Raw genomic sequence first — 12,935 nt, 5'->3', positions numbered from 1 at the left:
CTTGGCATACCTCGCCTCACATAACCTCAACTTCCCGAACCGCCCGGTGCGGACCCGCACGCCGGGTGGTGTGGCAGGGTGGTGTGGCAGGGGACCGGCCAGCTTGCTGGCCGCCCCTATGCCGATTGCGAGTCTCACCCAGCCCGCGTCGACTTCCTCGCCTTCGGCTCCGGCAACAACGCCGCCGCGCGCCGCAGATGCGCCTCCAGTCGCCTCGCCTCATCGACGATTTGCTTGCCTAGCACGGCCTGCCGTTCCTTAGGCAGACGCGATTCCACCGCAGCAATGGTCAGCGCCCCGACCACTTCGCCCGATGGCGCATGCACGGCCGCCGCCACGCCCCACGATCCCCGCACGACGTGCCCTTCGTTGACCGCGAAGCCGTTCATCCGCGTCGTGGCGATTTCCGCGCGCAAGAACGCCGGCGTAAATTCCGGATAAGCCAATTCGATCAGCGCCGCGTTCTCCTTCAGCGCGCGTTCGGCTTCCGCATCGTCGAGCGCGGCGATCATCGCGAGACTGCCCGCGCCGACACCGAGCGGATGGCGCGTGCCCGGCTGCAACACATGCGTCTTGAGCGGCGAATCGCCGTCCTCGCGCAGCACGCACACCGCGAACACGTCGCTGCGGATAGAAAAGAACGCCGAATCGCCCGATGATCGCGCGAGCCGCGATACCGCATCCACCGCCTCGCGCCCGAGCCCGAAGCGCTCGCTGGCGATACCGCCGAGCACATAACACTCGCGTCCGACGAAATAGCGCAGAGACTTCGGATCCTGCTCGACCATGCCGTCCGCCATCAGCGCGAGCAGCAGCCGATGCACCGTGGGCTTGTTCAGCTCCGTGTCGCGCACGAGTTGCGCGAGATTGACGCGCGCCGTGCGCGTGCGCGCCACCGCGCGGAGCACACACAGCGCGCGGGCAATGGCCTGAGTCCCGGGAATGGATTCCATGAATGCTCCTAATTGGTCCATATTATGACACCATCGTTAACCCAGAAAACGTGCGGGAAACCCTTTTAAAGAAGTAAAGCCATATTTAGTATGGTTCCAGCGCTCGAAAAGCGTCACTTTAAAAGGTCCAATATACGGACCATACGCGAAAACCAACAAACTGGCTACAAGAAAGACCAGTACCCAGCCCCTCATCGGAGGAGACTTATGTCGAGCATCAAAGGAATGGCGCATCCCGGCGCCGTCGGCCAGACGGACGAGGCGCGCGTCTACGCGAAGGTCACGTGGCGGCTGATCCCGCTGCTGTTCATGTGCTATGTGGTCGCGTATCTGGATCGCGTGAACGTCGGTTTCGCGAAGCTGCAAATGCTGAAGGATCTCGGTTTCAGCGAAACGGTGTACGGCCTCGGCGCGGGCATCTTCTTCATCGGCTATTTCCTGTTCGAAGTGCCGAGCAACAACATCATCCTGCACAAGGTCGGGGCGCGCGTATGGATCGCGCGCGTGATGATCACTTGGGCGGTCATCTCCGCCGCGACCATGTTCGTCACCACGCCGACCATGTTCTATCTCGTGCGCTTTCTGCTCGGTATCGCGGAAGCGGGCCTGTTTCCCGGCGTGATTCTCTATCTCACGTACTGGTATCCGTCCAAGCGCCGTTCGAAGATGATCGCGCTGTTCATGACCGGCATTCCGGTCGCGGGCGTGATCGGCGGGCCGGTGTCGGGCTGGATCATGCATTCGATGGGCGGCATGAACGGCTGGGCGAGCTGGCAGTGGCTGTTCCTGATCGAAGCCATTCCGTCGGTCATCATGGCCGTCGCCGTGCTCGCGTGCCTGCAGGATCGCGTGGCCGATGCGAAGTGGCTCACGGAAGGCGAGCGCAAGCTGATCGCCGACGACATTGCGCACGATCAGAAGCAAACGCAATCACACAACCTGCGCGACGGCTTCACGAATCCGCGCGTGTGGCTGATGTGCGGCATCTACTTCTTCTTCGCGATCGGCCTGTACGGCACGGGCTTCTTCCTGCCGACGCTGATCAAGAACTCCGGCGCGACCGATCCGCTCACCGTCGGCATGCTGACGATGCTGCCGTACGCTGCCGCCACTATCGCGATGATCCTCGTCTCGCGCTCGTCCGATGCGCGCCGCGAGCGCCGCTGGCACATCACCGCGCCGGCGTGGATCGGCGCATTGTCGTGGGTCGTCGCCGTGCAGTTCAGCCACAACCTCGTCGTCGCGATGGCCGCGCTGACGGTCGTGACGTGCTGCGTGGTCATCACCATCTCGCAGTTCTGGTGTCTGCCCACGGCGATTCTGTCGGGCGCGGCCGCTGTTGCGGGCATCGCGGTGGTGAATTCGCTGGGCAATCTGTCGGGCTTCCTCGGGCCGTTCTTCATCGGCTGGGTCAGCGACAAAACGCATTCGACCGATATCGGCCTCTACGTGATGGCGGTGTCGATTTTTATCGGTGGCGCGCTGGTGTTGCGCGTGAAGAAAGAACTCGTCAATCGCTAATCGAACATGAAAAAAGTCGGTGTAATCGGTCTCGGTGCAATGGGTCAGGGCGTCGCGAAGAATCTGCTCGACGCGGGCTTCGACGTCTACGGCTGCGACGTGCGGCGCGAATCGCTCGCGACCTTCGCGGAACACGGCGGCAAGCCGTGCGAGACGCCCGCGCAACTCGGGGCGCAATGCGATGTCGTGATCACCTTCGTCGTGAATGCCGCGCAAACCGATGCGGTGTTGTTCGGCGAGCACGGCGCGGCACAGTCGATGCGCGCGGGCAGCGTGGTCGTCGCCTCGGCGACGGTGCCGCCCGCGTACGCGATCGCGCTCGGCGAGCGGCTCGCGACGAGCGGCATCGGGCTGATCGACTCGCCGGTGTCGGGCGGTGTCGTGGGCGCGACGAATGGTACGTTATCCTTACTAGCATCCGGGCCAGATAGTGCATTCGAAGCATGCGAGGACGTGTTGCAGGCGATCGCGTCGAAGGTGTATCGACTGGGCAGCGCGCACGGCAACGGCTCGAAGGTGAAAGTCATCAACCAGTTGCTGGTCGGCGTGCAGATCGCGGCCGCCGCCGAAGCAATGGCGCTTGGCCTGCGCGAAGGCGTCGATCCGGCGCAGCTCTACGAAGTGATCACGCATAGCGCGGGCAATTCGTGGGCTTTCACGGATCGCGTGCCGCATATCATCGACGGCAACTATTCGTCGCCGACCACCGCGCTCGATATTTTCGTCAAGGATCTCGGCCTCGTGCTCGACGCGGCGCGCGCGAGCAAGTTTCCGCTGCCGCTGGCATCGACCGCGCATCAGATGTTCACGACCGCTTCCGCCGCCGGCTACGGCAACGAGGACGACACGGCGGTCATCAAGATCTTTCCCGGCATCCAATTACCGACCAAGGGTGAATAAATCATGCAAGCTTCCATCATCGGCTGGAGCCATCTTCCGTTCGGCAAGCTCGACGCGCTCGAGCCCGAGGACATGATCGCGAAGACGGCCATCGATGCGCTCGCGCACGCGGGCCTCGACGCGAGCGCCATCGATTCGGTGCACGTCGGCACCTTTAACGGCGGCTTCGTGTATCAGGACTTTCCGTCGTCGCTGGTGTTCAACGCGATCCCCGAATTGCGCTTCACGTCCGCCGTGCGATGCGAAAACGCCTGCGCGACCGGCTCGGCCGCGATCTATTCCGCGCTCGATGCGGTGCGTTCGGGCCGCTCGAAGTACGCGCTCGTCATCGGCGTCGAAAAAATGACGGGCCTGCCGACGAAGGAAGTCGGCGACGTGCTGCAAAAGTGCTTTTACGCGAAGGAAGAAGTGGGCGTGCCGGGCGGTTTCGCGGGCATTTTCGGCACCATCGCGCAGTCGTATTTCGATCGATACGGCGATCAGTCGGACGCGCTCGCGTCGATCGCGGCGAAGAATCATCGCAATGGCATGGCGAATCCCTATGCGCATATGCGGCGCGATTTCGGCTTCGATTTCTGCCGTCATCCGTCGGAGAAGAATCCGTTCGTCGCGGGTCCGCTGAAGCGCACCGACTGCTCGCTCGTGTCCGATGGCGCGGCCGCGATGATCATCGCCGCGCCCGACGCCGCACGCGATGCAAAGCGCGCCATCGCGTTCCGTTCGACGACGCAGATCAGCGATTTCCTGCCGCTGTCGCGCCGCGATCCGACCGAATTTACGGGCGCGCGCCGTGCATGGCAGGGCGGTCTCGAAGATGCGAAGCTCACGCTCGACGATCTCTCCTTCGTCGAAACGCACGACTGCTTCACGATCACAGAACTGTTGGAGTACGAAGCAATTGGCCTCGCCGAGAAAGGCCAGGGCGCGCGCGCGATTCTCGATGGCGTGACGACCAAGGAAGGGAGCTTGCCGGTCAATCCGTCGGGCGGACTGAAGTCGAAGGGACATCCGATCGGCGCAACGGGCGTGTCGATGCACGTGATGGCCGCGATGCAACTCGCGGGCGAAGCGGGCGACATGCAGATTCCGAACGCGACTATCGCGGGCGTGTTCAACATGGGCGGCGCGGCAGTGGCCAACTATCTGAGCATTCTCGAACGCCGCGCCTGAGGAGAATCGACGACATGCTGACTACGGTAATGAATCTGGGCGATTTGCTGACGCAAGCCTCCCGTCGCCTGCCGGACGAACCCGGCTTTATCACGCCTGCGCGCACGCATACGTGGGCGGAAATCAATCGCCGCGTCGATGCGGTGTGCGCGGCTTTGCGCGAGCAGGGCATCGGCAAGGGCGACAAGATCCTCGTGCATTCGCGCAACAATCTGCCGCTGTTCGAAAGCGCGTGGATCGCGTTCAAGCTCGGCGCGGTGTGGGTGCCGACCAACTATCGCGTCGCACCGCCGGAGGCTGCGTATCTGGCGAAGTCGAGCGGCGCGCGCGTGATGATCTACGATCGCGGCTTCGAGCATTACGTCGACGCAGTACGCGAGGCATCGGATGCGCTCGAATGTGTGATCGCCTTGCATGCGCCGCGCACGGGCGAGCTGGATTACGAAGCGCTGGCGTCTTTATCGACTGATGCATTCGCGTCCGTCGATGTGGATCGCGACGATCCGCTGTGGTTCTTCTATACGTCGGGCACGACGGGCTATCCGAAGGCCGGCACGCTGACGCACGGACAGATGGCTTTCGTCGTCGCCAATCATCTCGCCGATCTGATGCCGGGCATCACGTATCGCTCGCGTTCGCTGGTGGTCGCGCCCTTGTCACACGGCGCGGGCATACACGCGATCGTCAACACGGCGCGCGGCGCAGCGCATGTGCTGCCGGCATCGGACAAGATGGATCCGGAAGAAGCGTGGGCGCTCGTGCAGCAGCATCGCGTGGACAATATGTTCACGGTGCCGACCATCATGAAGATGCTGACGGAGCACGAGAGCGTCGATCGATACGATCACAGTTCGCTCAAGTTCGTGATCTACGCGGGCGCGCCGATGTATCGCGCCGATCAGAAGCAAGCGCTGAAGAAGCTCGGGCGCGTGCTGGTGCAGTACTACGGCCTTGGCGAAGTCACGGGCAATATCACCGTGCTGCCGCCGTTCCTTCACGAAGAAGACGACGATGCGCCGAACTGTCGCGTGGGCACGTGCGGTTATGCGCGCACGGGCATCGATATCGCGATCTTCGATGACGACGGCAAGCGTCTTCAGCCCTTCGAAACAGGCGAAATCTGCGTGCGCGGTCCTGCCGTGATGATCGGCTACGACAACAATCCGGAGGCGAATACGAAGGCGTTCAAGCACGGCTGGTTCCATACCGGCGACCTCGGGCATCTGGATCGCGAAGGCTTTCTGTTTATCACCGGGCGTTCGTCGGATATGTATATTTCCGGCGGCTCGAACGTGTATCCGCGCGAAGTGGAAGAGGCCTTGCTGACGCATCCCGCCGTGCACGAAGCGGCCGTGCTCGGCATGCCCGATCCGAAGTGGGGCGAACTGGGCGTGGCGGTTGTCGTGTGCAAGCCGGGGCAGAGCGCGAGCGCGGAGGAGTTGCTCGCTCAACTCGACGGCAAGCTCGCGCGCTACAAGTGGCCGCGACACTTCGTCTACTGGGATGCGTTGCCGAAGTCGGCGTACGGCAAGATCACGAAGAAGGATGTGCGCGCGCAGCTCGCGAAGGATTGGGAGACGTATTGCGCGAGTCAGGCAGCGGCGGCGTGATCCGCTAAACGTGCGCGATGCACTCCAGTTCGATCAGCAATTCGGGGCGCGGCAGCGCGACGATGACGGTCGAACGAGCGGGTGCATCGTGCGGAAAAGCATCGTGCCAGGCTTCGTTCATGCCCGCGAAATCGGACGCGCGCGTGAGAAAGACCGTGCACTTGTCGATGTTCTTCATCGACGATCCGGCGGCGTCGACGATTGCCTTGACCTTCGCGAGCACGGCGCTTGTCTGTTGGTGAATCTCGGGTCCGCCGTCCGGCGAAATTTGTCCCGACACATAGATGAAATTGCCTGCGCGTATTCCCGGCGAGTACGGCGTCGAGACGGACGTCGTGCCTGCGGGCAACACGACCGTGTGGTCCGCCTGCGCGAATTCGAGTCCCGCGCAGGCGGACATCAATCCGATAAGAAGCAAAATCGTGGTGAGTCGTGCGGACAAGATAGACATGATTGCGCTCCGAGAAAGTCGACCGGAATCAGCATTTACATAGATTAGCTTTGCTAAGTAAGTAACCAAAAACGTTCCTGAAAAGCGCGACCATCGTGCTTCCAAAGCTAGACCATTTCCCCACGCCGATTCGGGACGCTTGATCGACATTGTGCGATATCCCACGTAATGAAAAGGTAAGCTCAATAGGTCCGTGCCGGCAAAAAATGCGGCTTGCGTCGCTTCGGCCGATTTTTGACGAAGTTGACAAGTAAAAATACAGCGCTTTAGACTTGGGCCATCCCTCGAGGTCCGACAAAGATGTCCGCCCGGGGACCCGGCACAGAAGCCCCCTGACGAACCACCGGTTCGTCAGGGGGCTTTTTTTTGTCCAAATTTTCCCCCTGTTCAAGCGTCTACTCTGGAGAACCCGCATGTTGCTGAAGCCGTCGGGCTGGATGCGTCTCGCCCTCACCGCAGGACTTGCACTGACCTCGCTCGCATCGAGCGCCGCCGATCCCGTGAAAATCGGCTTGCTGGAAGACGCATCGGGAAACTTCGCACTGGCAACGATTCCGAAGATCCATGCCACCGAACTCGCGATCGACGAGATCAACGCCAATGGCGGCATTCTCGGCCGCCCGGTGAAGCTGATCGCCTACGACACGCAATCGGACAACACGAAGTTTCAGGAGCTCGCGCGGCGTCTCGTGCAGACGGATAAACCCGATGTGATCTTCGGTGCCTTCTCCAGCGCCTCGCGCGAGGCGATCCGCCCGATCATGGACCGCGCGAAACAGCTCTACTGGTACGACAACCAGTACGAAGGCGGCGTCTGCGACACGAACACCTTCGTGACCGGCGCGGTGCCCGAGCAGCAGTTCTCGACGCTCATTCCGTGGATGATGCAGAAGTACGGCAAGAAGGTGTACACCATCGCCGCCGACTACAAATTCGGCCAGATTTCGGCGGAGTGGGTGCGCAATATCGTCAAGGAAAACGGCGGCACGATGGCGGGCGAGGAGTTTATTCCGCTGTCCGTTTCGCAGTTCGGCCAGACGATTCAGAACATCCAGAAGGCGAAGCCCGACTTCGTGGTCACGCTGCTGGTCGGCGCGAATCAGGCGTCGTACTACGAGCAACAGGCGTCGGCGCATCTGAATCTGCCGATGGCGAGTTCGGTCAACGTCGGTCAGGCATATGAGCACAAGCGTTTCAAACCGCCTGCGCTGAAGGACATGTACGTGACGGCGAACTATGTCGAGGAAGTCGATTCGCCCGCGAGCAACGACTTCAAGAAGCGTTTCCACGCCAAGTTCCCGAACGAGCCGTATATCAATCAGGAAGCGGCGAACGCGTACGACGCGATCTATTTCTACAAGGCCGCAGCCGAGAAAGCCAAGTCGACGAATCAGGACGCGGTGCGTAAAGCGCTGGAAGGCGGCGATATCTGCACGACGGGCGCGCAAGGCAAGGTCTGTATCGATCCGAAGAGCCATCACGCGAGCCACACCATCTATCTCGTGCACGTGAAGGAAGACCACTCCGTCGAGATTCCGAAGGTGTGGGACGACGTGCAACCGTACTGGCTCGGCAAGGTCGGCTGCGATCTGCCGAACAAGCCGGATCATCGTCAGTACACGCCGTCGAATCTGCCCAAGAAGTCCTGATCCGAAGCCGGCGCGCGCGATGCACCGCGCGCGCCGGTTTTCCTGCACGTGGAGCATGCATGGACACTTTATCGGTTCTCTATTCGCTCGTTTATCAGTTCGGCGACAACTTCGCCTATCTGGTGCTCGCGGCGCTCGGTCTCGCGGTGATTTTCGGCATGATGGGCGTGATCAATCTCGCGCACGGCGAATTCATCATGTGCGGCGCGTATGTGACGATCATCGCGGCCAAGCGCGGCGTGCCGTTGCCGCTCGCGATGCTGCTCGGCGCGATTGCGGCGGCGGTGGCGGGCGTGATCATTGAACGGCTCGTGATTCGCCATCTCTACGATCGCATGTTCGATTCCGTCGTGGCGACATGGGCGATCAGTCTCATCGTGCAGCAGACGATGCTGCTCGTCGCGGGTCCGTCGATCGAAGGTATCGGTACACCGTTCGGCTCGTTCTCGCTCGGCGATTATTCCTTCTCGACGTATCGCGCCGTGCTGCCGCTGATCGCGCTGGCGATTCTCTTCGGCCTCTATCTGCTGTTCTTCAAAACGAATTACGGCGTCTGCGCCCGCGCGACGATTCAGAACACCAACATCGCGCAATGTCTCGGCTTGCGCACGGACCGTCTCTATACGCTGACCTTCGCGCTCAGCGCGGGACTCGCGGGTTTGACGGGCGCGCTCTACGCGCCGACCATGACGGCCGTCCCGACGATGGGCAGCAACTTCATCGTGCAGGCGTTCGTGTCGGTGGTCGTCGGCGGCGCGAATGTGATCGCGGGTACGACGCCCGCGGCCGGTGTGCTCGCCATCATCCAGACCGCGCTCACGGCGTCCTATGGCCAGTTGTTCGGGCAGATCGGGCTGCTGGTGACGGTTATCGTCGTGATCCGTCTGATGCCGCAAGGCCTCGGCAATCTCTTCACCCGCTTGCGCTAGGAGGCAGACGTGAAGCAAACGAATATGCCTTCGAATAGCGTGTCGACACGCGCGTTGCAGGCGCTGCCATGGCTCGTCGCGTTGTGTCTGCCGCTCTTCGTCAATGCCACGACCAGCGGCAATCTCGCGTATTGCCTGCTGTGGGCATTCAGCGCGGTCGGCCTCGCCGCGATGTGGGGTTACGGCGGCATTCTGTCGTTCGGGCAGACCGCGTTCTTCGGGCTCTCGGGCTATAGCTACGGCATCTTCACGCTCAACTACAGCGATACCTGGTTCGAGTCGTGGCTCGGACTCGGCGTGGGGTTGGCGGTCAGCGTCGTGGCGGCGGCGTTGATCGGCTACATGATCTTTTATGGCCGCATCAAGGGCGTGTTTATGTTCATCGGCATCGTGACGCTCGTGCTTGAAACCTTCATGTCGCAGACAGCGGGCCCGCAATGGGCGATCGGCGAGGCGCGGCTGAACGGCTACAACGGCATGGGCAACATGTCGCCGCTTTCGATTCCGTGGCCCGGCGGCCCGCTTACGCTGGAAAACGCGAGCTTCTATTATCTCGTGCTGATTCTGCTGATCATCGTGTACGCGGTCATGCGCAAACTGCTCGACGGCACGTTCGGTCTCACGCTGATCGCCATTCGCGAGAACCCGCAGCGCGCGGAAATGTTGGGCGTCGATATCCGTCGTCATCAACTGCTGGTGTTCGTGCTCGGCTGCACGCTGGGCGGTGTATCGGGTGCGCTGTACACGATCTGGGGCTCCTACATCACGCCATCGACGATGGGCCTTACCGCCGCCGCCATGCCCGTGATCTGGGTCGCGACATCGGGACGCAAGAGTATCGGCGGGACCATTCTCGGCACGGCGTTGCTCGTATGGCTCTCGCAGAACCTCGCGGTGTACGGCAGCCAGTATGCGTTGATCCTGCTCGGCGCGATTCTGCTGATCGTCGTGCTCGCCGCGCCCGAAGGCTTGCTGCCGTTCGTCACGCGGCAACTGAAACGTCTGTCGAGCCGCACCGGCGACGGCGCGCGTCACAGCGGCGCATGTCTCAAGCGAGAGGAGGGCAAGTCATGACGCTGCTGCTGGAAACGCGCGGGCTCAAGAAGCATTTCGGCGGCGCGCATGTGATCAACGGTATCGATTTCAGCATCGACGCGGGCGAGATTCGCTGCGTGATCGGACCGAACGGCGCGGGCAAGAGCACGTTTTTCAAGCTTATCACGGGCGAGCATCGTCCTTCCGAAGGCAGGCGTGATGTTTCTCGGTCAGGACATGAGCCATGTGCTGCCGCACGAACGCATTCGCATGGGCATGAGCATCAAGTTTCAGATTCCCGGCGTGTTTCCCGATCTGAGCGTGCGACAGCATTTGCAACTGTCGCTGCATCGCGCGAAGGATGATCGGCCCGAGAGTCTCGACGAACTGCTGCAACGCTTCATGCTGGAAAACGAGGAGCATGTGCTTGCGCGCAATCTGTCGCACGGCAAGAAGCAATGGCTCGAAATCGCGATGGCCGTGTCGCTGCGTCCGAAGCTGCTGTTTCTCGATGAACCCGTGGCCGGTATGTCCGTTGAAGAAACGCACGCGACGGGCGAACTCATCAAGCGTCTGTCGGCGGCGGGTCTCACGATGATGGTCGTCGAGCACGACATGACCTTCGTCAAGCAGATCGCATCGCGCGTGACGGTGCTGCACGGCGGCAGCCTGCTCGCGGACGGCCCGCTCGATGAAATCCTCGCGCGCGACGATGTCGCGGAAGTCTATCTGGGGAAGAAGAAATGAGCGCCTTGCTCGAAGTCTCAGGCGTGGAAGCGGGATACGGCGGCGGGCGCGTGCTTAACGGCGTGTCGGTGGGTATCGGACGCGGCGAAGTGCTGGCGCTGATCGGGCGCAACGGCGTCGGCAAGACCACGTTGATGCGCGCGCTCATCGGACTGGTGAAGCTCGATGCAGGCGAGATCACGCTCGACGGCGATGCGATCGGCCACGAAAAACCGTACGTTCGCGCGCAAAAAGGCATGGGCTACGTGCCGCAGGGCCGCGAGATTTTCGGCGCGCTGACGGTTGCGGAGAATCTTCAGGTCGGCGCGCAGGCGAATCGCGCGAAGGCGGCGCAGATGCGCGAGCAGGTCGTCGGCTACTTTCCTATTCTGAAGAAGCGTTATACGCAGAAGGCGGGAACCATGAGCGGCGGCGAACAGCAGCAACTCGCCATCGCGCGGGCGCTGATCAGCGCACCCAAAGTGTTGTTGCTCGATGAACCATCGGAAGGTATCCAGCCGTCCATCGTCGATCTGATCGGCGAGACCTTGCAGCAGATCGCGCGCGATACGGGCATCGGCGTGGTGCTGGTCGAGCAGGACATGGGCATGGTCGAGCGTATCGCGACGCGTTGCTGCGTGATGGACAAGGGCCGTATCGTCGAAACCCTGAGCCCTGCGCAACTCGGCGACGAGCAACTGATTCGCCAGTATCTGGCACTGTGACGGAGAGCGGAACATGAAATGGCTTGAAGAATCGATCATGATGAAGCGCGGAGTCGGCGCGGATCGTGAACCGGTGGAGCACCATCTCACCGAGGAGATGCAGAAGACGTATCACTACACCATCGGGCCGTATTCGCAGCCGGTGCTGCATGTGAAGCCGGGCGATCGTGTCGTGGTGGAAACGCGCGATGCCTTCGAAGGCAAGATCAAGGAGGAAACGGACAAGCCGTCGCAAGTGCTGCAGGTGCCGTACCTCAATCCGCAGAACGGCCCGATCATGATCGAAGGCGCGGAGAAGGGCGACGTGGTGGCGGTGTACATCGAAAAGATGGCGCCGCGCGGCGACGATCCGCACGGCTTCTGCTGCATGATTCCGAACTTCGGCGGCCTGACGGGCACCGACTACACGGCGCTGCTCAACGAGCCCTTGCCCGAAGTGGTGCGCAAGATAAAGATCGACGAAGAGAATGTGTACTGGAGCAAACGCAACACCTTGCCTTATAAGCCGCATATCGGCACGCTGAGTCTTTCGCCGGAAATCGATTCGATCAACTCGCTCACGCCGGACAATCACGGCGGCAATATGGATGTGCCGGACATGGGTCCGGGCAGCATCACGTATCTGCCGGTGCGTTCGCCGGGCGGGCGTCTGTTCATCGGCGATGCACACGCGTGTCAGGGCGACGGCGAAGTATGCGGCACGGCCGTCGAGTATCAGAGCACGACGACCGTGCGCGTCGATCTGATCAAGGGATGGAAGATCGACTGGCCGCGTCTCGAGAACGAAGACGCGCTGATGAGCATCGGCAGCGCGCGGCCGCTGGAAGATGCGACGCGCATCGCCTATCGCGAACTCGTGTTGTGGATGGCCGCCGAATACGGCTTCGACAAATGGGACGCGTACATGATGCTGAGTCAGGTCGGCCGCGTGCGTCTGGGCAATTTTGTCGATCCAAAATACACGGTTGGCGCGATGGTCGCCAAGCATTACCTCAAGTAACGCATCGGTCAGACGAATCGACGCAAAGACGACTTAGCGCGGGGCCACGCTCCGCGCGCAAAAGAGAGCGTGTCACGAAATGCCTTTGTCCGATCCCATTCGAGTGGGCCTGTTGTGTTCGACGAGCGGTTCGACCGCATTGCTAGGCTCTGTTCACATTTGAAGAAATGTGTTTACATCTCATCTTTTGCGTAAGCGATCAAGATGAGTCGAATGTTGCTGACCGATGAGATATGGGGACGACTGGAGTCCATTGTTCCGGGTAA

The 12,935-nt window shown here is 61.5% G+C and carries 11 protein-coding genes and 1 pseudogene; 10 read left to right on the top strand and 2 right to left on the bottom strand.

The window, feature by feature from the left end:
• Positions 1-134: 134 nt before the first annotated feature.
• Positions 135-953 (bottom strand): IclR family transcriptional regulator, encoded by an 819-nt coding sequence (locus tag BVER_RS22060; protein ID WP_232316709.1) that lies wholly within the window; start codon positions 951-953, stop codon positions 135-137.
• Positions 954-1,160: 207 nt separating this feature from the next.
• On the opposite strand from BVER_RS22060, the gene BVER_RS22055 reads away from it, so the two are divergent.
• From BVER_RS22055 to BVER_RS22040, 4 genes are read left to right on the top strand one after another with little or no spacing between them, the layout of a single operon-like run.
• Entirely contained in the window at positions 1,161-2,474 is a 1,314-nt protein-coding gene (locus BVER_RS22055; RefSeq protein ID WP_050455098.1) for an MFS transporter, read from the top strand.
• Positions 2,475-2,480: 6 nt separating this feature from the next.
• Entirely contained in the window at positions 2,481-3,374 is an 894-nt protein-coding gene (gene ltnD / locus BVER_RS22050; protein ID WP_050455097.1) for an L-threonate dehydrogenase, read from the top strand.
• A gap of 3 nt (positions 3,375-3,377) precedes the next feature.
• On the top strand, positions 3,378-4,544 hold the full coding sequence (locus BVER_RS22045) for an acetyl-CoA acetyltransferase (protein ID WP_050455096.1): 1,167 nt from the start codon (positions 3,378-3,380) through the stop codon (positions 4,542-4,544).
• A 14-nt stretch (positions 4,545-4,558) separates the two neighbouring features.
• The gene (locus tag BVER_RS22040) at positions 4,559-6,154 is read left to right on the top strand and encodes an acyl-CoA synthetase (RefSeq protein WP_050455095.1); all 1,596 of its coding nucleotides are present in this window, start codon (positions 4,559-4,561) and stop codon (positions 6,152-6,154) included.
• 4 nt (positions 6,155-6,158) lie between these two features.
• On the opposite strand, the gene BVER_RS22035 is transcribed toward BVER_RS22040, so the two are convergent.
• Positions 6,159-6,605: a RidA family protein gene (locus BVER_RS22035; RefSeq protein ID WP_050455094.1), complete on the bottom strand. Its 447-nt coding sequence runs from the start codon at positions 6,603-6,605 to the stop codon at positions 6,159-6,161.
• Between the two features lie 413 nt (positions 6,606-7,018).
• Here BVER_RS22035 and BVER_RS22030 point away from each other — a divergent pair, with 413 nt between their 5' ends.
• The 6 genes and pseudogenes from BVER_RS22030 (at position 7,019) to BVER_RS22005 (ending at position 12,669) form a co-directional block, all read left to right on the top strand.
• Entirely contained in the window at positions 7,019-8,254 is a 1,236-nt protein-coding gene (locus tag BVER_RS22030) for an urea ABC transporter substrate-binding protein (protein ID WP_050455093.1), read from the top strand.
• A gap of 59 nt (positions 8,255-8,313) precedes the next feature.
• Positions 8,314-9,183 (top strand): ABC transporter permease subunit, encoded by an 870-nt coding sequence (locus BVER_RS22025; protein ID WP_050455092.1) that lies wholly within the window; start codon positions 8,314-8,316, stop codon positions 9,181-9,183.
• Positions 9,184-9,192: 9 nt separating this feature from the next.
• Positions 9,193-10,257, top strand: coding sequence for an ABC transporter permease subunit (locus BVER_RS22020; protein WP_050455091.1), 1,065 nt, complete (start codon positions 9,193-9,195; stop codon positions 10,255-10,257).
• Positions 10,254-10,965, top strand: a pseudogene (locus BVER_RS22015) (ATP-binding cassette domain-containing protein). The gene BVER_RS22020 and the pseudogene BVER_RS22015 overlap by 4 nt, the downstream one beginning before the upstream one ends.
• Entirely contained in the window at positions 10,962-11,669 is a 708-nt protein-coding gene (locus tag BVER_RS22010) for an ABC transporter ATP-binding protein (RefSeq protein ID WP_050455090.1), read from the top strand. Before BVER_RS22015 ends, BVER_RS22010 begins: the two are co-directional and overlap by 4 nt.
• Before the next feature lie 13 nt (positions 11,670-11,682).
• Entirely contained in the window at positions 11,683-12,669 is a 987-nt protein-coding gene (locus BVER_RS22005; RefSeq protein WP_050455089.1) for an acetamidase/formamidase family protein, read from the top strand.
• The last annotated feature ends 266 nt before the right edge of the window (positions 12,670-12,935 follow it).

The organism is Candidatus Burkholderia verschuerenii (assembly GCF_001189365.1).
Classification (GTDB): domain Bacteria; phylum Pseudomonadota; class Gammaproteobacteria; order Burkholderiales; family Burkholderiaceae; genus Caballeronia; species Caballeronia verschuerenii.
This window is presented reverse-complemented; position numbering and strand designations above follow the sequence as displayed.

Bases quoted from the DNA above. Each gene is read 5' to 3' on its own strand.
- BVER_RS22060 (WP_232316709.1), bottom strand. From the start codon at position 953: ATGGAATCCATTCCCGGGACTCAGGCCATTGCCCGCGCGCTGTGTGTG.
- BVER_RS22055 (WP_050455098.1), top strand. From the start codon at position 1,161: ATGTCGAGCATCAAAGGAATGGCGCATCCCGGCGCCGTCGGCCAGACG.
- ltnD (WP_050455097.1), top strand. From the start codon at position 2,481: ATGAAAAAAGTCGGTGTAATCGGTCTCGGTGCAATGGGTCAGGGCGTC.
- BVER_RS22045 (WP_050455096.1), top strand. From the start codon at position 3,378: ATGCAAGCTTCCATCATCGGCTGGAGCCATCTTCCGTTCGGCAAGCTC.
- BVER_RS22040 (WP_050455095.1), top strand. From the start codon at position 4,559: ATGCTGACTACGGTAATGAATCTGGGCGATTTGCTGACGCAAGCCTCC.
- BVER_RS22035 (WP_050455094.1), bottom strand. From the start codon at position 6,605: ATGTCTATCTTGTCCGCACGACTCACCACGATTTTGCTTCTTATCGGA.
- BVER_RS22030 (WP_050455093.1), top strand. From the start codon at position 7,019: ATGTTGCTGAAGCCGTCGGGCTGGATGCGTCTCGCCCTCACCGCAGGA.
- BVER_RS22025 (WP_050455092.1), top strand. From the start codon at position 8,314: ATGGACACTTTATCGGTTCTCTATTCGCTCGTTTATCAGTTCGGCGAC.
- BVER_RS22010 (WP_050455090.1), top strand. From the start codon at position 10,962: ATGAGCGCCTTGCTCGAAGTCTCAGGCGTGGAAGCGGGATACGGCGGC.
- BVER_RS22005 (WP_050455089.1), top strand. From the start codon at position 11,683: ATGAAATGGCTTGAAGAATCGATCATGATGAAGCGCGGAGTCGGCGCG.